This is a genomic window from Kribbella sp. NPDC059898 (assembly GCF_042730855.1).
In the GTDB taxonomy this organism is placed as follows: Bacteria; Actinomycetota; Actinomycetes; order Propionibacteriales; family Kribbellaceae; genus Kribbella.
In genome coordinates this window covers 936,786-957,313 of record NZ_JBHWKR010000001.1, presented here as the reverse complement: position 1 = coordinate 957,313, position 20,528 = coordinate 936,786, and the positions used below count along the sequence as shown (strand labels likewise).

Below are 20,528 nucleotides of genomic sequence, written 5' to 3'. Positions count from 1 at the left end.
CATCATGGCCGTTCTCGGAATCGTCCTGATCGCGCTCGCGGTCCTGTTCGGGCTCGGTGTCTCGGTGTCGTCGGGTGCCGCCACGAAGCTCGACGTCTTCGGCGTCCACTTCGGCATGTCGGTGACGACGGTGTACTTCCTCGGCGCGATCACCGGCGCGGCGCTGGTGGCCGGCCTCTGGCTGCTGAAGAAGGGCCTCGGCCGCGACCTGCGGCGCCGCAAGGAGATGCGCGAACTCCGGGCCAAGGTCACCCACGGTGACGACGTACCGGAGCTGTCCACGGAGCGTGACGACGCCACGGCGGAGCTCGAGGAACAACCAGCCGACCCCAATTCGTTGCCAAAGGCATGAAAAGTAACCGGAAACCGCTTGTATTGCTGTAGCATCTCAGCCTGCGCTCGATGATCGCTCGGCGATCCGGCGAATCGATTCCGATGCCTTGAGCAACGACTTTGCCTTGGCAGTTAGTTGCCATTGGCATCAAGTTTCCGGAAATCGGCATAACCTCCACAGCCGGTCCTGTGCATTACTTGTTGTGGCGTCAACGTCGCGCTGAGTCACTGCCGGCATACCGGCTCGCGCCACGGGGTCCCGACGACCTGACGCCGTGAGATAGCACGACCTCTGGAGGTTGTCTTGATCATCCGAAAGCTGTTCAGCCGCACCGGAGTGGTGGTGCTCGCGGTCAGCGTCGCGATCGCCACCGCGATACCGGCGCAGGCCGCGAACCCGGCACCCAGCGGTTCGAAGACTCCGGGCGTGACGGTGGGCGTGGCCCAGCAGATCGCCACCAGGTCCGACACCCGCTACTGCCTGACGTTCGTCACGGCCGACAAGGTCCCGATGGCGGTCATGATGGCGTGTGCCCCGGGCAAGGAGGGCAAGACCCAGGAGTGGATCTACACCGAGTCCGGCCAGCTGCAGGTCGCGATGAGCAAGAGCGTCGGTGGCGCCCTTGCGACGACCGGCGCCTGCCTGGACAGCGGAGCGGACCTGGCGAAGGTGCCGGCCGCAGCGCCACTGCTGGTACTGCCCTGCCGCAACGGTGACGGGCAGAAGTGGAACTACGACGAGAGCTCCGGGACGTTCGTGAACGCCGCCAGTAGCCTCGCCCTGACGTCGCTGCTTGGCAAGGGGAAGGCCAAGCAGGCGCAACCGACCGGCAGCATGAGCGTCGCCAGTACTCCGATCGAGGCCTGGGCGGGGCTCCCGGTTCCGAGCCTGGACATCCTGGGCGCCGTACTGGCGCTGGTGAACGCACTGCTCGCATCGCTCGGCCTGGCACTGCCGCTGCCGATCGCGGGCGCCGCTGCCAGCCTCCTGTCGCTGCTCCGGCCACAGCTGCCGATTCCGTCCCAGATGACCACGCTACCGAAGCAGATGATGCAACTGGCCCAGAGCTGACCAGACCAACGAGAGGACGGCCGGCCCCGACATCGTCGGGGCCAGCCGCTTGTTGTCTTCTCCTCTGTCGGGGGCGGTGCTCGGGGATGAGGACCGGAATGCCCGCTGCTTGCGCGTCAGCGGGAGGCCGGCGTCGTCACCGCCCTGGCCGTCACCACCAGCACCAGCAACCCAGCAGTTCGTCGACCAGGCAAGCAACTCCGTGGAGAAGTCTCACGTCATTTCACCTCCGATCCCTGAAGCTCCGATCGGCAAGAATGTAGCTCGCCCGCTCACCCTGTGTATCTAGTCAACTACCTGTTGCCACAGAACCTTGAGCGACCTTTAACTCTTCCGCAATCCTCCCCGTGGGATCCCGGCTTGACAGGTCCCGGTTGGTTGCGCTTGGCAAACGTTCGCCACGGGGTTGGGAAAAAGTCTTCACATAGTCGCCCGATGATGCCAATGTTTGACCGGCACGCTCGCTGGACCACTTTGCTAGGAGCCCTGATGCGATCACTCTCGCGGTTCACGACCGCCGGCGTCCTCGGCGCCGCGGCCCTCGCCCTGCTCACCGGATGTCTCGGATCGTCCGGCTCCGGCAGCGACAGCGGCGGCCAGGACGCCAACCGGAACTCCGACGCCAAGAAGGTCGAGCTGACCTTCGGCTCGAACTCGGTCAAGGGCGGCAAGAGCAGCGCCGGCGCCACCTTCATCCAGGATGTGCTGATCCCGAAGTTCGTCGCCGAACAGAAGGGCAAGGGCGTCGACGTCACGGTCAAGTTCCAGGGCGACGGCTCCGACGACGAGGTCTACAAGCAGAAGCTGTCCCTCGACCTGTCGAACAAGTCCGGACCGGACCTGTTCCAGATCGACGGCATCTGGGTCGGCGAGTTCGCGCAGGCGAACTACATCAAGCCGCTCACCGACACCGTCGGCGACGCCGCCAAGGTGGACAGCTGGGACGGCTGGCAGCAGATCCCGGAGTCGGTCCAGGCCCTCGGCAGCTACAACGGCCAGCGGTACGGCGTCCCCGGCGGCACCGACGGCCGGGTCCTGTACTTCAACAAGAAGCTGTTCGCCCAGGCCGGGCTGCCCGCCGACTGGCAGCCGAAGTCCTGGGACGACATCATCTCCGCGGGTCAGGCGCTGAAGAAGATCTCCGGCGTCACGCCGATCCAGATCAACGCCGGCACCGCGATGGGCGAGGCGACCACCATGCAGGGCGTCCTGCCGCTGCTGGTCGGCACCGGCGCGACGGTGAACTCCGACGGCAAGTGGCTCGGCAACACCTCGCAGCTGCGCCAGGTGCTGGACTTCTACCACCAGGTCTACTCGACAGGGCTCGGCGACCCGGTGCTGCAGAAGGAAGCCAAGGGCCGGGACAAGTCGTTCGCCGAGTTCGCCGCGAACAAGATCGGCATCCTGCTGGAGAGCGACTACTTCTGGCGCAGCGTGGTCGAGCCCAAGGAGGGCGTCGCCAAGATGGCCGACCGGGACACCGCGGTCGGCTGGGCGATGATCCCGGCGACGAAGCCGGGCGCCGGCGTGAAGGGCCAGGACTTCGTCTCGATGTCCGGCGGCGGCGCGACCGTGATCAACCCGAACACGAAGTTCCCGCAGCAGGCCTGGGAGTTCCTGCAGTTCATGAACTCCGCAGACATGGTGAAGGCCTCGCTGGACGGCGCCGCCAAGATCACGCAGCGGTCCGACGTGAACAGCGAAGTACTGAAGAGCGACCCGATGCTGAGCTTCATCGCCGACAAGGTGCTGCCGGTCACGCAGTACCGTCCGGGCCGCGCGGAGTACCCGAAGGTGTCGGCCGCGCTGCAGCAGGCGACCGCCGACGTGATCAGCGGCAAGAGCACCGCCGACGCGGCCGCGGCGTACCAGAAGGCCGTCGAGGCCGCGGCCGGCGGCAAGGACAAGGTCACCAGTAACTGATGACGTCTGTGACCGCATCCGCGCGGGGCCGAGGCCCCGCGCGGGACGTCGCGGGGCTCGGGGTCGGCCGCGCGCTGGGCTTCATCGCCCCCGCACTGCTGCTGATCGGCGCGTTCCTGATCTTCCCCGCGCTCTGGACCATCTACATCGGCGTCACGAACTACCGCCTGACCGGCGTCGAGGCCGTGTCGCCGTCCATGGTCGGGCTGTCGAACTACACCCGCGCCCTCGACGACGCGCTGTTCCACAACGCGTTGTGGCTGACGATGCTGTTCGTCCTCGGGTCCGCGATCATCGGGCAGAACGTCCTCGGCTTCACGCTCGCCTGGGTACTGCGGCGCGCCCGCCCGGCGGTCCGGCGTACCGTCGAGGCCCTGACGCTGCTGGCGTGGATCCTGCCGTCGACGGTGGTCGCGTACCTGTGGGTCGCGTTCTACGACCGCGACGGCGGGACTCTCAATGGGATCCTGGGCACGCAAGGAACTGCCTGGCTGATCGACTACCCGATGGCCTGTCTCGTGGTGTTCAACACGTGGCGCGGTACGGCGTTCTCGATGATGCTCTACTCGTCCGCGTTGCAGGCGGTCCCGCCGTCGCAGCTCGAGTCGGCGCGGATGGTCGGCGCGTCGGGCTGGCAGACGCTGCGGGACGTGGTGTTCCCGCACATCCGCGGGCACGTGCTGACGAACACGCTGCTGATCTCGCTGTGGACCGCGAACGACTTCTCGCCGTTCCTGCTCACCAAGGGCGGGCCGAACCACGAGTCCGAGACGGTGCCGGTCTACATCTACAACGTCGCGCTGCAGGGCGGTGAGCTCGGGTACTCGTCGGCCATCTCGTTCCTGCTGCTGATCGCCAACCTGCTGGTGTCGTTGGTCTATCTGCGGCTGCTGCGGAGGCGCTCATGAGGAGGCAGTTGTTGCCGACGACCCCCGCCTTCGTCCTGCGGCGCATCGGCTTCTACGTGTTGATCTGCGCGGTCACACTGTTCTTCGCCGTACCGATGCTGTGGATCGCCTCGGCGCCGTTCGACGCCTCGCCCGGCCTTGGCGTGCACTGGCCGGACTGGACACTCGAGAACTTCCGGAAGACCCTCGCGCACCCGTATGCGATGCACTCGATGGTCAACTCACTCCTGATCTGCGTGACGACCGCTGTCGCCGTGACCGCGTTCGCCGCGTTGGCGTCGTACGCGTTGTCCCGGGTGCGGATCCCGGGGCGGGACGCCTTGCTGTACGGGTTGCTGCTGCTGTCGTCGGTGGTCACCGGTACGGCGGCGATGGTGCCGATCTTCGTGATGATGTTCCAGCTCGGACTGATCGACTCGCGGTTCGGTGTCGCGCTGGTGATGACCGGCGGGCTGCTGCCCGCGGCGATCTTCATCCTGAAAGACTTCGTCGACGCGGTGCCGAAGTCGTACGAGGAGTCGGCCCGGGTGTTCGGCGCGTCCACGCTGCAGATCCTGCGGGACGTCGTACTGCCGGTCGCGCGTCCCGGCCTGGCCACCATCATGGTCTGGGCGTTCGTCAACTCCTGGGGCAACTTCCTGGTGCCCTTCCTGCTCATCCGGTCGATCGACAAGCAGCCCGGTGCGGTGCTGATGCAGACCCTCACCGACGAAGGCGGCAGCGTGAACCTGCAGGTGCTGCCGGTGTTCTCGCTGCTGTTCTCGATCCCGGTCGTCGTGCTGTACCTGCTGGTGAACTCGCGTTACGGGTTCCGCTTCCACGGAGGGATCAAGAGCTGATGGCGGGCATCGACATCGAAGGCCTCGCAACCGTCTACCCGAACGGCGTCCGCGCCGTCGACGGGCTGGACCTGCAGGTGGCCGACGGCGAGTTCTTCGCCCTGCTCGGCCCGTCCGGGTGCGGCAAGACCACCCTGCTCCGGACGATCGCCGGGCTGGAGACGGCTTCCTCGGGCAGCATCCGGATCGACGCTGCCGACGTCACCCGGACGGAGCCAGGCAAGCGCGGGGTGGCGATGGTCTTCCAGGACTACGCGCTCTTCCCGCACATGAGCGTCTCCGAGAACATCACGTACCCACTGAAGGTACGCCGAGTCGCCGCGGCCACCCGCGCGTCCGTCGCCTCTCGCACTGCCGGCGAACTGTCGCTGGACGGCCTGCTCGAACGGAAGCCCGGCCAACTGTCGGGTGGTCAGCAACAGCGGGTCGCGCTGGCTCGCGCGATCGCCTCCGAAGGCAAGGTGCTCCTCCTCGACGAACCGCTGTCGAACCTCGACGCCCGGCTCCGTCTGGAAGCTCGCACGTTCCTGAAGAAGCTCCAACGCGACCTGGGCATCACCACCGTCTTCGTCACCCACGACCAGGCCGAGGCACTCGCGCTCGCCGACCGGATCGCGGTGATGGAATCCGGCAAGCTCCGCCAGCTCGGCTCGCCGCGCGAGGTCTTCGCCCGCCCCGCGAACACCTTCGTGGCGAACTTCATCGGCTCCACTCCCATGAACCTCCTCCCCGGCAAGCTCACCTCCCCTGCCGATCGAGGCGACGCGGTGGTGTCGGTCGCCGGCGGCTCGTTGCCCGCCTCCACACTCGCGGAAGCGGAGGTAACGGTCGGCATCCGCCCGGAATACCTGACGCTGACCACGGGAGACGTCACCGGTCCCGCCCTCCGAGGCACGGTCGTGGTGGCCGAGAACCTGGGCACCCAGTCCCTCGTCACCGTCGACTGCGACGGCACCCTGGTCGGCGTAACAGTCCCCGAAGAATCCGAGCCCACCCCAGACACCCCGGTGAACCTCACAGCCCCCGCCTCGCGAGTCCTCCTGTACGACCGCGAAACCGGCGACCTCCTCACTCACGAACCCGCCACGGTCGCCTGACCGCACGCCTGGAGACCTAGCTATGGCAGTCACGTCGTACCGCCGGCGCTGGACCCTCGACGACCGCGCCGAATCCGTCTGGCACTCGCTGCCCGTCGACATCCCGCCGGACTGCCCCGGCCTGCTCGTCACGCTCACCGTCCCGCCGGTCGACGGCGCCGTCATCGACCTCGGCTGTGAAGGCGCGGACGGCTGGCGCGGCTGGTCCGGCGGCGCCCGGCGGACGTTCGCGATCACCCCCGACGCCGCCACCCCCGGCTACCTCCCCGGCGAACTCGAACCCGGCACCTGGTCGATCGTCCTAGGCCTCCACCGCCTACCCGTCGAAGGCGTCGAGCTCCTCGTCGAAGCCGTCACCGGCCGGGTCGACGTGATCCCCGGTCTCGCGGAGTACGCCGACGCCTCGGCCGCTATCGCCGTACCGCCGCGTCCACCCCGCCGTACCCTGCCTGCCTCGTCCGGGTTGAAGTGGATCGCCGGCGACTTCCACGCGCACTCCTTGCACTCCGACGGCTCCACCCCGATCGCCAACCTCGCGGCCCTCGGCGTCTCGGCCGGTCTCGACGTACTCGCCGTCACCGACCACAACACCGTCGCCCACCACGCCGAACTCCCCGCGCTCAGCAACCGCTTCGGCATCGGCCTGATCCCCGGCCAGGAGGTCACCACCGACACCGGCCACGCCAACGCGTTCGGCGACATCGGCTTCATCGACTTCCGCCGTCCCGCCGCCACCTGGGTCTCGGAGGTCGCCGCCCGCGGCGGCCTGCTCTCCATCAACCACCCGCTCGGCGGCGACTGCTCCTGGCGCCACCCACTCCCCGAACACCCACCCCTCGCCGAAATCTGGCACTCTTCCTGGCTCGACCACACCTGGGGCGGCCCCGTCGCCTGGTGGCAGGCCTGGGGCCTCGAAACCACCACCCCCATCGGCGGCAGCGACTGGCACAACCCCACCTCCCTCACCCCGCCCGGCACCCCCACCACCTGGATCGCGGTCGACGCCTCCGCCGAAGGCCCCGCCGAACTCCCCACCGCCACCCTCGAAGCCCTCCGAGCCGGCCGCACCGCCCTCTCCTGGTCCTACAACGCCCCCGTCCTGGTCCGAGCCAACGACGAACTGATAGCCCTCGACGCCCCCAACACCCTCGTCATCACCCCCGACGGCACCCGCCACCCCGTCCCCACCCCCGAGACCCACCTACCAGCCACCCCCGGCCCCCACCTCCTGCTAACCCACACCGGCCAACTCCTCTCCACCTGCACCTAACCCCACCCACCACCCCCACAGCACCACCCCGCGTCCCAGCACCACCCGCCGCTGCACGGCACCACCGCCGCACCGCACCGCCGCACCGCACAACCCGCCGCCGCACGGCACCGCCGCCCCACCGCAGCACGGCACCACACCACCCGCAGCACTCGCAGCACTCGCAGCACTCGCCGCGCTCGCCGCGCTCGCCGCGCTCGCCGCACCGCCGCACCGCCGCACCGCCGCACGGCCCCACCCACCGCAGCACCGCAGCATCCCACCGCCGCACCGCACCACCCCACCGCCGCACCGCGCGGCACCGGCCGCACCACCGCCGCACCGCCCCACCGCCGCGCGACACCACCCACCGCAGCACCCATGCACCACGGCCGCACGGCACCACCACACCGCCCGCCGCATCCCCGCGCTACCCGCCGCACCGCACCACCCGCTGCACGGCAGAACCCCCGCACAGCTCAACCCACCGCACCACCAACGCGACCACCAGCCGCATCACCCACACGTACTCACGTGCAAACTGGACCGATGGACAGCGAGCCGAGCCAAGTAATCGTCGTCGACGCCGCGAACGTGATCGGCTCCCGCCCCGACGGCTGGTGGCGAGACCGCGCCGGCGCAGCCCGCCGCCTCCTGACCCGCCTCTCCGCCTTCCAGGCCGTATCCCCCAATACCAAGGTGATCGTCGTACTGGAAGGCGCCGCCCGCCAAGCCACCTCAGGCGACACCGCCCCCACGAACCTCCAGGTAGTCCTGGCCCCCGGCTCCGGCGACGACACCATCGTCGCCGTCACCCAAGAAGCCGCCGCCCGCCCAACCCACCCCACCATCACGGTAGTAACCGCAGACCGAGCCCTCCGCGACCGTCTGATCCCCACCGGCGCCACCCCCACCGGCCCCAACTGGCTCCTATCCCAACTGGACGCCCTCCCCCAACAACCCCCGACCTAAATCCGCCCACCCAACACCGCAGCCGTCCGACCGCGCACATCAAACCCGTCAGGCCCAACGCACCGGCCTCCCGGCAGCAAGCAACAAGCAACAAGCAATAGTCGAGCCGGCGTACCGCCAGCTAGTCGAGCAGCCACCCGTTCTGTTCAGCCACCTGCACCGCGTCAGACCGTGTACGAGCGCCCGTCTTACCAATGGCAGACCACAGCCGCGTACGCACCACACGCTCCGACACGTCCAGCTTCCGCGCCATCAACGACACCGATCCACCGTCCCGTGCCGCGCGCAGCGTGTCCGTCTCCCCTTCGTTCAGCGGAGTCTCCGAGTACCGCAGGTTCTCCGCCGCGAGATTCGCATCGACCACCCGCAGCCCCAGGTGCACCCGCCGTACCGCATCCGCCAACTGCGGCGCCGGGCTCCCCTTCAACGCAAACCCCTTCGCCCCGGCATCAATCCCCCGACGCATGTGCACCGGACGCCCGTACGTCGTCAACATGACAACCCGGCATTCCGGCATCGACGTACGCAGCTTGGTGGTGACCGTGATGCTGTCGTTCCCCGGCCCGCCGGCATCGACCAGCGCGACGTTCGCCCGATGCCGTTTCGCGGCACCCACGACGTCGTCGGAACGGTTGAGCTCGGCAACGATCTCCAGATCGCGCTCACGCTCCAGACCGCTACGAAGCAAACCTCGGCTGAGGATCTGGTCATCGACCAGCAGCAGCCGAATCCGGTCGGGCAAGCGAGCCTCCGAGGTAACCGTCCGGACGCCGGGGAAGTACGTCCGGAAATGAGCAGTACTCGGTTCCCGATGATGGAACGCCGCCACATACGCCGTCCACATCAACGCGGCATCTCTACCAGATTGCGACCAGATCGCGACCACACCAGAACCCGCCGCAACAATTGCCTGACACCACAGGCTCACACCGGCCCCGCCCGAGCACGCGCCATAAGCGTCGGCCGCACCACCCGAAGATCCACTTCCACCGAAACCTCAACGGTCACTGCATCCGCAACAACCTCACACCCCGCAAGCCGAACCCCATTGGCAACCGCCACCCGCCCCGCCACCACACAAGCCTCCACACTCGGAGCACCACGCGCGGTCCTCACAACCGACGTACTCAACACGCGCGCATCCAACGCAGCCAGCACACCCAACATGCTCGCTACGCCCGACGCCCTCCATACGCCCAATGCGCTCGGTACATCCGACATAGCCGACACGCGCGCGGTCGACGTACTCGACACACGCGGCGCGCCCAACGTATGAGTCGGCATGGACCGCGGAGACTCCGGAGGGCCGACAGGTGAAGTGTTCAACGCCTGGGCTGCGCTGAGAGCAGTCAGATCCGCCGCAGCAGTCAACTTGTGGCGCGCCGTAGAAATCGCCGCCCAGAGAATCGCCACCGAGAACACAGCGAACATCAGCACTGCAACAAACAACACCTGCAGCGTCGCACTGCCACACTCAGACCGCCTCACACGATCACCCGCCGGGCCACCTCGAGCCGTTCCATCCTCAGCCGCCCCACCCTCAGCCGTTCCAGCACGTGGGGTTCCAGCACGTGGGGGTTCCAGCACGGATGGCTCCCACGCACGGCGTGCACGAGCGCGGACTGCACCAGGCGGGACCGCCGGCGCCTGGCTGCCAGCGCGGCTGGCACGAGATCTGGATCCAATGCCCGAGCGCCGGCCGCCGGAGCACGGCGTGCTCGAGCTCGGCGTTGCCGAGCGCAGCGTTGCCAGGCGCGGCGTTGTCGGACGCGGTCCGGGGGCACGCCGGGCGGCGGAGTCTGGCGGGTTGGAATGCGGTGTGTCGGCGCGCGGTGTGCGGGAGCGGGAGCGGGTCACGGTGTGCCCGGTTCGGATTGGATGGTGGCTTTGGCTGTGAGCTGGATGGGGGCGATGAAGGTCAGGAGTGGAGGGTTTTGGGTGGGCTCGGCTGTCACGGTGACCTGGATGTCGGAGTCGTCGCGGGTGATGGTGATCGTGCCCGTGGGCACTGTGCGACGACCGATCGCTTCTGCCTCTTCAGGTGAGTCGCCGCGTGCCACAGCACGTGCCACGTCGCGGGCTGCGTCCATGCAGCGAATGTTCATTACGACCAGGCCGACGGACCAGATCCCCAACACCAGCAGGGCTACGAGCACTGGGAGCACCAGCGCCATCTCAGCCGTAACCGCTCCTCCGTCACCTCTTCGGTTCCGAGCCCTCCTGCGCTGCCGTCCACGAACGACAGGTTCACCGTCGGCCATCGTGCCGCTCGCGACGGCGAAGGCATGGTTCGAACATGAGCGCCGGTCGAACTGAGCGGTCCGGTAGGCGCGGCTCGTCGGGGAGACGCGGCTCGTCCGGGAGACGCGGCTCGTCCGGGAGGCGTGACCAGCCCGGGAGCCGAGTCTGGTTCGGGACGTACGGCTGATTGCGGATGGCCGGTTGGTCCAGGGGGCCCAGCTGGTCCGGGAAGCACGGCTGGCTCGGGAGGCACCGCTGGCTCGGGAGGCACCGCTGGTCTGGGAGGCACCGCTGGTCCGGGAACCACCACCGGTTCGCGGGGCGCAGCTGGGTCGGGACGTGTGGGGGCTGAGGGCGGCCTGGAGGACAGAGAGTGAGGCTGGGACGGCGGCGGGGGTTGGGTGGTGCATGGGGGCTCCTGGGTGGCGGCCGGTCGGGGAGGGGGAGCGCCGACCGGCCGCCGGATCGAGGACACCCGGCGCGTGACTGCTGGATGCTGCCATCAGCACGGCAGGGCCGGGGAGGGATGACGTACGGCTCGGTTGCGGGTGGGCGGTTGGGTTAGAGGTGGACGCCTTCTACGCCGGCAAGTTTGAGGCCGAAGTTGACGATTCCTTTGAGGACGGCCTGCATTGCGGGGGATCTCAGGAGGGCGACCATCGCGCCGCCGAAGCCGCAGACGCCGACGATGAGTACGGCGTACTCGGCGGTTATCGCGCCTTTGTCTGAGCGGGATCTGTGGTGCCGGATGGTCCTGGTGGGAGAAGGAATGGGCGCGTTGGCGGTGGGCGTGATTGGGATGGGTGTGTCGGGGAGGGGCGGAGTGCAGTTGGGTGCGGTTGCCGCGGAGGTGCTTGAGGTGGGGGCGGCGAACTCGAGGATGAGAGTCGGGGGCACCGGTGCGGTCTGGGAGGCGTCGGCGGGGTGCGGCCTCGCATGGGTTGGGTGGGAAGGCGCGGGGGCGAGCGTTGGCTGGGTGCTGATCGCGGGCGCTGGGGTGGGGGTTGCGTGGGTGCTGGTGGCCTGTGCTTGGGTGGGCATTTTGCCTCCTGCTGGGTGGAGTGTTTGGCGGCTCGACAGAGAACATGCCGTTGTTGAATCGTCTTTTTTGTAAGGGTTTTTGAGTTGTGGATAAGTCAGGGGTGAAGGAGGAAGGGGATCAGGGCGTCGGCGATGGTGGGGACTATCGAGAGGAGGACGAAGGCAGGGAGGAAGCAGAGGCCTAGAGGGAGCGTGGCTCGGGATTCGGCGGAGCGGGCTTGTTGGTCGGCGGCGTGGTGGTTGGCGCGGCGAGTTTCGTCGGCTAGGTGTTCGAGGGTTTTGGAGAGGGGTGCTCCGGAGCGGAGGGAGCGGGAGATTGCCCGGGCCATGGGGGCGCAGGAGGGTTCTGAGTTGAGGTGGGACCAGGCGGTGGTTGGGTCGGCGCCTAGGGCCAGGTGGTGGGCGATCTTTGTGAAGATGTCGGTGAGTGGGCCGGGGAGGGCTTCTGCTACGAGGGATAGGGCGTGTTGGGGTGGGCGGCCGGCTCTTAGGGAGGCGGTCAGGAGGTCTATGGCCAGGGGGAGGTCGCGGGAGATTTGTAGGTTGCGTTGTTTGGTGGCTGCGGGTTCTAGGCGGGATAGGGCTTTGGGGATGGCGTAGTACGCGATGGCTGCGGGGATGAGGCCCCAGGGGAAGCCGAAGAGGGTGAGTGCGCCCAGTGCAGCGGCGGTCGCGGCTAGGCGGTGGGTGCGTGGAGGGCGGGGGTTGGTGCGTCGTCGGGGCGGGGTTAGGCGGCGGAGGTCGGGGTGGGGTGGGATGAGCAAGTAGATGCTTAGGGCAACTGTTGCTGCGGCGGCGAGGGCTTGGGGCATGTGAGGTCTCGTTGGGTACGGCGGCTGACGCCGGGTAGAACGGCTGCGCGTGCGACGTGGGCGGGTTGGACGGGCGCTAGGTGGGTGGGGTGTGGATGTCCGCGGGCGCATTGGGTGGATGGGTGAGCGGCGTGCGCAGGGCGAGTTGCGTGTGAAGGGTGTGCAGCGAGGCGGGCGGGAAGGCCTCGACGCCGGTGGCTCGGTGGTCGGAGCGTGGGCGCGGCTGCTCGGAGGTCCGGAGGCACCCGGCGTGCGGGTGTGTGGCCGAGTGGATGCCTGATGCGCTGTGGGTAGTTCGGGCGGTGGGTGGTCAGGCGTGGGGCAGGCGTCGGGGCAAGCGTGGGTGGTTCGGGCGGTGGACGGTCAGCCGCGGGGCAGGCGGTGGGTCGGGGGTTGGCGTGGTCAGGCGCAGGGTGGCTCAGGCGTGAGGTGGGTCAGGGGTTGGCGTGGTCAGGCGCAGGGTGGCTCAGGCGTGGGGTGGGTCAGGCGGGGGGTGGGTTGGTTATGGGGGCGGGGTGGAGAGGCGGGTGGTCCAGTGGAGGCCTGTGGTGGTTAGGAGGAGGCCTGTGGTCAGGCAGATGTAGCCGGGTGGGGTGGTGGTTAGGAAGGTGAGGGGGTGGGCTCCTAGGGCGTAGCCGAGGGCTATGCCGGCGGCGGGGAGGGTGGCGAGGATTCGGGCGGTGGAGCGGGCGGTCGCGAGGCTGGCTTCGGTTTGGCGGTGGATGGCTTCGTCGGCTCGGAGGGAGTTGGCGAGGCGTTCGGTGAGGGCGGCGAAGGTCGCGCCGGATTGTTCGGTGACTCGCCAGGCGGCGGCGAGGGCTCGGAGGCTGGTGGCGCCAGGAGTCGTGGCTGCCTTGGTGAGGGCGGTCGGGACGTCGGCGCCGAGTTTGGCGGCGGCGTGGACCGGTTGGAGGTCGGGGCTGATGGAGGCGGCGCCTTCCAGGGCGGCGATTGGTGGGCGGCCGGCTGTCAGGTCGGCGGAGAGGACGTCCAGGGCTTCGATGATGGTGGCGCGGCGGGTGGCGATTGCCTTCTGGCGTTGGTGGTGGGCGCGTTGGTTGGCGGCCAGGAGGAGGACGGCGGTGATGGCGACGGTGGAGACGAGGGCTTGGGTGCTGATGAGGGCTGCGGCTGCTGGTGGGAGGAGGAGCCAGGGGCGGGCTAGTCGGCTGCGGAGGTGGCGGCTGGGTGGTTGGGTGCGGGTGGGTTCGGTGCCTGCGAGTTGAGTGCGAGCGCGTTGGGTGCCAGCGCGTTGGGTGTGGGTGGGTTCGATGTTCGGGGGTTCTGTGCGGGCGGGGTCGGTGCCCGGGAGTTGAGGGCGGGCGGGCTTGGTGCTCGGGGGTTGGGGGTGGGCGAGCCAGGCGCGGGCTCGGCGGGGGTGGGTTGGGTGAGGGCGGGGTTGTTGGGGGGTTAGGCGGTGGAGGGGTGAGCGGGGTGGGAGGGCGAGGGTGGTAGTTAGGAGGGTTAGGAGGGCGGCTGCGAGGGGCGGGGGCATGGGGTGGGTTAGGAGGGCTGCTAGGAGGGGCGGGGTCATGGAGTGGGTCAGGAGGGCTGCTAGGAGGGGCGGGGTCATGGGGTGGGTTGGAGGGTGGTGAAGAGGTGGGCGGCGGGGTGGAGGGTGTGGGTGTTGTCGGGGTGGAAGGTGATGGCTGGTTCGGTGGTGAGTGGGGCGTTTGGGGGTTTGGTGAGGGTGCGGATCTCGGCTATTCGGCGGTGGCCGGTGGGGGAACGGGTCAGGTGAATTACGGCGTGGAGGGCTGAGGCTGCTTGGCTGTGGATGGCGGGCTGGGTGAGGCCGGCCAGGGCGCCCAGGGCTTCGAGGCGGGCGGGGACGTCGGCGGCGGAGTTGGCGTGGATGGTGCCGCAGCCGCCTTCGTGGCCGGTGTTGAGGGCGGTCAGCAAGTCCACTACCTCGGGGCCGCGGACCTCGCCGACGACCAGGCGGTCGGGGCGCATGCGGAGGGCTTGGCGGACGAGGTCACGGAGGGAGATCTCGCCGGCGCCTTCGATGTTGGGTGGGCGGGCTTCCAGGCGGACCACGTGTGGGTGGTCGGGGCGGAGTTCGTTGGCGTCCTCTACCAGAACCAGGCGTTCGGCGGGGTTTGTCAGTGAGAGCAGGGAGTTGAGGAGGGTTGTCTTTCCGGTGCCGGTGCCGCCGCTGATGAGGAAAGCGACGCGGGAGTCGAGGAGGTCGTGGAGGATGGCGGCGCCGGCTGGGGGTAGGGCGCCAGCTGCTATCAGGTCGTCGAGGGTGAAGACCTTGCGGGACGGGATGCGCAGGGAGAGGCAGGTTCCTGGGGCGGCGATCGGGGCTAGTACGGCGTGGAAGCGGGTGCCGTCGGCCAGGCGGACGTCGACGTACGGGGTGGAATCGTCGAGGCGGCGGCCGGCTGCGGCGGCCAGGCGGGTGGCGAGGCGGCGGAGGGCCTGTTCGTCGCCGGTGCGGATCGCGACGAACTCGAGGCCTTGGCCGCGGTCGATGTAGACCTCGTCGGGGCCGTTCACCAGGATGTCGGTGATGCCGGGTTCGGCGAGCAGGCTGTCGAGGGGGCCGGCGCCGAGTGCCTCGCGGCGGAGGGCGGTGACGACCGCGAGGACCATCGCGTCGCCGCAGATCGTGCCGTCGGCGCGGAGTGCGGCTGCGACGTGGACGGGGGTCGGTGGGGCGCCGGTGATGGCGAGGGTGCCTCGGACGCGGTCGAGCAGTCCGTCGGGGACGGTGGTGATCGTCATGTGAGCTCCAGGGAGGCGACGGCGGGCAGGTCGTCACGGGCGGCGGCCGTGGTCATGTTGGGCGGGGCGTGGCGGGAGGGGCGGGCGGTCGTCGGGCGGTCGTGTTGATCAGCTGGGGCTGGTGCGGGGAGAAGGGGCGGGGGCATGCCTGGGCGTGGGATGGGAGTCGGGCAATGGGGGGCGGGGCGTGGAGGCAGGTCCAGGGAGGAGCGGACCGGCAGGTCGGCTGGGTGCGGTGGGTGGTCAGGTGGGGCGGGCGTGGGGACGAAGGTGGGCGCGGAGGGTGGGCGGAGAGCGTGGGCGGAGAGGTGACGGGACTGGGAAGTGGGGATGGGGAGGCGGGGCTGGGGGTGGGACGGCAGGTTGTCGGGGTGGGCAGGTTGTCGGGGGGGGTTAGGTGGGGAGGGGGAAGAGGTTTAGGAGGGTGGTGGCGGCTTGGGTTAGGGGGCTTCGGCGGGTGGGGGTGAAGTGGCCTTCGTCCATGGCGGTGGGGATTTTGGGGTCTAGGCCGAGTTTTGTTGCTAGGGGCAAGGAGAGGTGGGTGGCTACGTCGCGGGGGGACAGGCCGGGGCGGGAGGCGCGGGCTACTACGCGGAGGTCGCCGGCGACCGTGCGGAGGGGGCCGGAGAGGCGTTTGGCGGCGGCTACTGAGCGGACGTCGCAGGGGACCACCAGGAGGGTTGCCGTTGCGCGGATGAAGCCTTCTTCGACGGCGGGGTCGGCTCGGCGGGGTAGGTCGAGGACGACCAGGTCGGCGCTGCGCTGGGCGGCGCTGATCACCGAGCTCATCGTGTCCGGGGGCAGGACCGTGACGTCGGACTGGTCCCAGGAGAGGACTGCCAGGCCGTCGACCGACGGGAGGGCCGAGCGGAGGGCGGCGGCGCTGACCCGGCCGGAGGCGTTCAGGAGTTTGGGCCAGCGGTCGCCGGGGTCACGCTCGATGCCGAGGGCGAGCTCGATGCCGCCGCCGAGTGGGTCGCCGTCGATGAGCATCGTCCGCAGGCCGCGCCGGTTGCCGAGTAACGCGACCGCGGCGGCCAGGGTGGTCGCGCCTGCTCCCCCGCAGCCACCGACGAAGGCCAATGTGACTGCGGTGCGAGGGACGCCGTCGAGTGCGTCGGCCAGCTTGCCGGCGAGCAGCGGCTCGTCGGCGGGTAGGCGGCAGATCAGGTCGGCGCCGATGGCGAAGGCGGCGTGGTGGAGGTCGTCGGCGTGGTGGAGGTCGTCGGCGTGGTGGGGGTTGGCGGTGTGGTGGGGGTTGGCGGTGTGGTGGGGGTTGGCGGTGCGGTGGAGGTTGGCGGTGCGGTGGAGGTTGGCGGTCGGTGGGGTGGGGGTGACTACGACGACGCCGTGACGGTGGGGTGGTTGGACGCGGGCCAGCGGCTCGGCGAGGTCGGCGCCGATGACGATCAGGGATGCTGTGTGCCAGTGGAGCCGGACGGTGCGTAGGTCGTGCCCGATGTGCGGCGTGACGGAGGCCGCCGCGGCGAGTCGGAGGAAGTCTTCGAGCAGGGCTTCGTCGGTCGTTGCCATCAGCACCGATGGCGGTGGTGGGTTGATGTCCATGCCTAGAACATGCCGTTGTTCGAGGGGTTGCGGACACGGCATCGGATCCCTGTGGACAAAGGGCTGTCGGGTTTCCGTCAGCAGCGGGAACCCGCCACGACGAGCCCGCGACCAACACGCCCCGAACGGTTACCGTTCCTTTCGAAGCGTCTTTAACTAAATTTCACCGGACCGCTTCCGTCCCATCGCTCCGGAGGAACCTGATGAGTCGATTGCGCACGCTCGCAGCCACCGCCGCCGTCGCGGCAACCGCCCTGATCACCGCCGCCGGCGTCTCTCTCGCGACCCCGGACGCCACCGCGGCCAACGCAGCCACCGCAGCGCCCCAGGCGACCAGCGGGGGCGTCAAGACGGCGTACTTCACCCAGTGGGGGATCTACGCCAACGGCTTCTACCCGAAGAACCTGGTCACCACCGGTGCCGCCGGCAAGCTGGACATCCTGAACTACGCCTTCGCGAACATCGACCCGACCAGCCACACCTGCTTCATGGCCAACAAGGCCGCGTCCCAGGACGAGAGCAACCCGAACGCCGGTGACGGCGCCGGCGACGCGTTCGCCGACTACGGCAAGTCGTACGGCGCGGACATCAGCGTCGACGGTGTCGGCGACGTCTGGAACCAGCCGATCCAGGGGAACTTCAACCAGCTCAAGAAGCTCAAGGCGAAGTACCCGAGCCTGAAGATCCTGATCTCGATCGGCGGCTGGACGTACTCGAAGTACTTCTCCGACGCCGCCGCCACCGACGCGTCGCGCAAGGCGTTCGTGAGCTCCTGCGTGAACATGTTCCTGAAGGGCGACCTGCCGGTGATCGACGGCTTCGGCGGTGCGGGTTCCGCGGCCGGGATCTTCGACGGCGTCGACCTCGACTGGGAGTACCCGGGCTCGCCGAACGGCCACGTGGGCAACCACTACAGCGCCGCCGACAAGCAGAACTTCACGCTACTGCTGGCCGAGTTCCGCGCGCAGCTCGACGCGTACGGCGGCCAGACCGGCAAGAAGTACTACCTGACCGCCGCCACCCCGGCCGGCCAGGACAAGATCGCGAACATCGAGACCAACAAGGTCGGGCAGTACCTCGACTACAACAACGTCATGACGTACGACATGCACGGCGGCTGGGAGGCCACCGGGCCGACGAACTTCCAGGACCCGCTGTACACGGCGCCTAACGACCCGAGCAGCCCGATCCCGCCGGGACAGGGCAAGTACTCGGTCGACTCCGCGGTGAAGGCGTGGACGACCGGCGACTCGGCGTACGGCATCCCGGGCGGGTTCCCGGCGAACAAGCTGAGCATCGGCTATCCCTTCTACTACAGGGGATGGAAGGGCGTGCCGGCTACCGACAACGGCAAGTATCAGACAGCGACCGGGCCGGCTGATGGGCATGCGTTGAGTGGGAACGTGCCTGGGGTCTCGTTCTACAAGGAGCTGACCGGCTTCGTGGACAACCCGTCGGCGACGCACTTCGACGACGCCACACAGTCGAGCTGGTTCTACAGCAACGGCACCTTCTGGTCCGGCGACAACGCCCAGTCGATCAAGGCGAAGGCCGACTACCAGCACTGCAACGGGCTGGCCGGCGCGATGATGTACTCGCTCGAGGCACTGGACGCGGGCGTCACGCTCTTCAACAACGTGGTCGACTCCGTCAACGCCGGCACAGCCGGCTGCAGCGGGCCGCCCACCACCCCGCCCACCACGCCGCCGACGACTCCCCCGACGACACCACCGACCACTCCGCCCACGACTCCCCCGACCACGCCCCCGACCACCCCTCCGGGGCAGGCGTCGCCGTGGGCGCCGAACACGGCGTACGCGACCGGTGCGCTCGTGACGTACGACGGTGTCACCTACAAGTGCATCCAGGGGCACACCTCCCTGGTCGGCTGGGAGCCGCCGAACGTCCCCGCACTCTGGGGACGGGTCTGATCAGACCCGCCCCCATGCACCACAACCACTGATCGGAGCATCTTGGCGTCCTCCCGCCGTCCGAAGACGGGGGATTTCAACCCTTCCGGGTTGAGGTTCGCGGTTCAGTGCCGTGCCTAACTGCGCAAGAAGGCTCCCCGCGCTGCCACGGCCCGCCCGGCCGCGGATTGTTGCTGATCTTGCACGTGCCCGGTTGCTTGGCTATCGCAACCAGCGAACACGCTATCCGACCCAACCGACAAACTTGAGGCAGGATCATGAAACGCATCTCTCTGGCGATAGCAGCTATCGCCGCGGTGGTCGTCGCCCTGCTGACCGCGCAAGCGGCCAGTGCGGCAGGAGTCACTGCCAGCTTCACCAAAGTGTCCGACTGGGGCACTGGCTTCGAGGGGAAGGTGACCATCACCAACGGGACCACCAGCTCGCTCAGCACCTGGTCGGTCGCACTGGACTTCCCGTCCGGCTACAACGTCACCAGCACGTGGGACGCCACCCACAGCAGCAGCGGCCAGACACACACGTTCACCCCGCCGAGCTGGGCCGGTCCGCTCGCCCCTGGCGCGACCGTCTCCTTCGGCTTCAACGGCAGCCCGGGCAACTTCCCCGGCATCGCCTCCTGCCGGTTGAACAGCGGCTCGTGCTCGGGCGGCGGTGGCGGCACCGTCCCCGGTGCACCCACAGGCCTGTCCGGTACGGCGTCAGGTACGTCGGTAAGCCTGAGCTGGTCCGCAGCATCCGGCGCGACCAGCTACAACGTCTACCGCAACGGTACGAAGGTAGGTTCACCGACGGGTACGTCGTACACGGACTCGGGCTTGTCCGCGAACACGTCGTACAGCTACCAGGTCAGCGCGTCCAACAGTGCGGGGGAAGGCGCCAAGAGCACCAGCGTCTCCGTGACGACCGGCACCGGCGGTGGCAACACCGGGTCCCCGCAGGCCGCGCCGTACCTGTACATGGGCTGGGGCGACCCGCCGAGCCCTGCGACCGTGATGAACGCGACCGGGATCAAGGCGTTCACCATGGCGTTCGTGCTCTCGTCGGGCGGCTGCAACCCGGCCTGGGACGGCAGCCGTCCGCTGCAGGGCAGTGCCGACGCCAACGCGATCGCCGCGATCCGCGCGGCCGGCGGTGACGTCGTACCGTCGTTCGGTGGCTGGAGCGGCAACAAGCTCGGCCCGAACTGCAGTACGCCGGAAGCGCTCGCCGGCGCGTACCAGCAGGTGATCAACGCGTACAGCCTGAAGGCGATCGACATCGACATCGAGAACTCCGACGAGTTCGAGAACGAGGCCGTGCAGGACCGGATCCTGACCGCGCTGAAGATCGTCAAGCAGAACAACCCGGGGATCAGGACGATCGTCACGTTCGGTACGTCGACGACCGGCCCGACGTACTACGGCAACCGGCTGATCGACCAGTCGAAGGCGCTCGGTGCGAACATCGACGTGTTCACGCTGATGCCGTTCGACTTCGGCAGCTCGAACATCTACAACGACACGGTGGCCGCTGAGCAGGGCCTGAACAACAAGCTGAAGTCCACCTTCGGCTGGACCACCGCGCAGGCCTACGCGCACCAGGGCATCTCCGGGATGAACGGTCTGTCCGACCAGCAGGAGATGACGACCACCGCGACCTGGCAGAACATCACCAACTGGGCGAAGAGCAACGGGCTCGGCCGGCTGGCGTTCTGGTCGGTGAACCGCGACCGTGGCTGCGCCGGCGGCGGCGTCGTCTCGAACTGCAGCGGTATCGCCCAGGGCGACTGGGACTTCACCCGCATCACCGCGGGCTTCTAGCAGGAACGGCTT

Annotated in this window: 17 protein-coding genes; 10 read left to right on the top strand and 7 right to left on the bottom strand. The window is 68.7% G+C overall.

The features are described from left to right. Positions 1 to 4: 4 nt before the first annotated feature. The 8 genes from ACFV9C_RS04745 (at position 5) to ACFV9C_RS04710 (ending at position 8,393) form a co-directional block, all read left to right on the top strand. Positions 5 to 352, top strand: coding sequence for a hypothetical protein (locus tag ACFV9C_RS04745; RefSeq protein ID WP_380190705.1), 348 nt, complete (start codon positions 5 to 7; stop codon positions 350 to 352). Between the two features lie 285 nt (positions 353 to 637). After that, a complete protein-coding gene (locus tag ACFV9C_RS04740) occupies positions 638 to 1,405 on the top strand; it encodes a hypothetical protein (protein ID WP_380190704.1) in 768 nt (255 codons plus the stop codon). Between the two features lie 489 nt (positions 1,406 to 1,894). Continuing rightward, positions 1,895 to 3,328: an extracellular solute-binding protein gene (locus tag ACFV9C_RS04735; protein ID WP_380190703.1), complete on the top strand. Its 1,434-nt coding sequence runs from the start codon at positions 1,895 to 1,897 to the stop codon at positions 3,326 to 3,328. Continuing rightward, positions 3,328 to 4,236, top strand: a complete 909-nt coding sequence (locus tag ACFV9C_RS04730) for a carbohydrate ABC transporter permease (protein WP_380190702.1) — start codon at positions 3,328 to 3,330, stop codon at positions 4,234 to 4,236. Before ACFV9C_RS04735 ends, ACFV9C_RS04730 begins: the two co-directional genes overlap by 1 nt. Further along, on the top strand, positions 4,233 to 5,075 hold the full coding sequence (locus tag ACFV9C_RS04725; protein WP_380190701.1) for a carbohydrate ABC transporter permease: 843 nt from the start codon (positions 4,233 to 4,235) through the stop codon (positions 5,073 to 5,075). Before ACFV9C_RS04730 ends, ACFV9C_RS04725 begins: the two co-directional genes overlap by 4 nt. After that, positions 5,075 to 6,172 (top strand): ABC transporter ATP-binding protein, encoded by a 1,098-nt coding sequence (locus tag ACFV9C_RS04720; RefSeq protein WP_380190700.1) that lies wholly within the window; start codon positions 5,075 to 5,077, stop codon positions 6,170 to 6,172. Before ACFV9C_RS04725 ends, ACFV9C_RS04720 begins: the two co-directional genes overlap by 1 nt. 22 nt (positions 6,173 to 6,194) lie before the next feature. Then, positions 6,195 to 7,442 (top strand): CehA/McbA family metallohydrolase, encoded by a 1,248-nt coding sequence (locus ACFV9C_RS04715; RefSeq protein WP_380190699.1) that lies wholly within the window; start codon positions 6,195 to 6,197, stop codon positions 7,440 to 7,442. A 528-nt stretch (positions 7,443 to 7,970) separates the two neighbouring features. Then, positions 7,971 to 8,393: an NYN domain-containing protein gene (locus ACFV9C_RS04710; RefSeq protein WP_380190698.1), complete on the top strand. Its 423-nt coding sequence runs from the start codon at positions 7,971 to 7,973 to the stop codon at positions 8,391 to 8,393. Positions 8,394 to 8,514: 121 nt separating this feature from the next. Here the strand turns inward: ACFV9C_RS04710 and ACFV9C_RS04705 are convergent, their stop codons facing one another. From ACFV9C_RS04705 to ssd, 7 genes are all read right to left on the bottom strand, one after another. Beyond that, positions 8,515 to 9,135 carry a response regulator gene (locus tag ACFV9C_RS04705; RefSeq protein ID WP_380190697.1) on the bottom strand — a complete coding sequence of 207 codons (621 nt, stop codon included), beginning with the start codon at positions 9,133 to 9,135 and terminating at the stop codon, positions 8,515 to 8,517. Positions 9,136 to 10,246: 1,111 nt separating this feature from the next. Then, complete coding sequence (locus ACFV9C_RS04700) at positions 10,247 to 10,654, bottom strand: TadE family type IV pilus minor pilin (RefSeq protein WP_380190696.1); 408 nt, start codon at positions 10,652 to 10,654, stop codon at positions 10,247 to 10,249. 541 nt (positions 10,655 to 11,195) lie between these two features. After that, positions 11,196 to 11,675: a DUF4244 domain-containing protein gene (locus tag ACFV9C_RS04695; protein WP_380190695.1), complete on the bottom strand. Its 480-nt coding sequence runs from the start codon at positions 11,673 to 11,675 to the stop codon at positions 11,196 to 11,198. Between the two features lie 95 nt (positions 11,676 to 11,770). Further along, positions 11,771 to 12,487, bottom strand: a complete 717-nt coding sequence (locus ACFV9C_RS04690; RefSeq protein WP_380190694.1) for a type II secretion system F family protein — start codon at positions 12,485 to 12,487, stop codon at positions 11,771 to 11,773. A 502-nt stretch (positions 12,488 to 12,989) separates the two neighbouring features. Beyond that, positions 12,990 to 13,982: a type II secretion system F family protein gene (locus ACFV9C_RS04685; RefSeq protein ID WP_380190693.1), complete on the bottom strand. Its 993-nt coding sequence runs from the start codon at positions 13,980 to 13,982 to the stop codon at positions 12,990 to 12,992. Between the two features lie 74 nt (positions 13,983 to 14,056). Then, positions 14,057 to 15,220, bottom strand: a complete 1,164-nt coding sequence (locus tag ACFV9C_RS04680) for a TadA family conjugal transfer-associated ATPase (RefSeq protein WP_380190692.1) — start codon at positions 15,218 to 15,220, stop codon at positions 14,057 to 14,059. Positions 15,221 to 15,613: 393 nt separating this feature from the next. Then, the gene (gene ssd, locus ACFV9C_RS04675) at positions 15,614 to 16,786 is read right to left on the bottom strand and encodes a septum site-determining protein Ssd (protein WP_380190691.1); all 1,173 of its coding nucleotides are present in this window, start codon (positions 16,784 to 16,786) and stop codon (positions 15,614 to 15,616) included. 203 nt (positions 16,787 to 16,989) lie between these two features. Between ssd and ACFV9C_RS04670 the strand changes: the two genes are divergently transcribed. Together ACFV9C_RS04670 and ACFV9C_RS04665 are read left to right on the top strand one after the other, a co-directional pair. Then, a complete protein-coding gene (locus ACFV9C_RS04670) occupies positions 16,990 to 18,717 on the top strand; it encodes a glycosyl hydrolase family 18 protein (RefSeq protein WP_380190690.1) in 1,728 nt (575 codons plus the stop codon). Positions 18,718 to 18,974: 257 nt separating this feature from the next. Then, on the top strand, positions 18,975 to 20,516 hold the full coding sequence (locus ACFV9C_RS04665) for a cellulose binding domain-containing protein (protein WP_380190689.1): 1,542 nt from the start codon (positions 18,975 to 18,977) through the stop codon (positions 20,514 to 20,516). Positions 20,517 to 20,528: the final 12 nt, after the last annotated feature.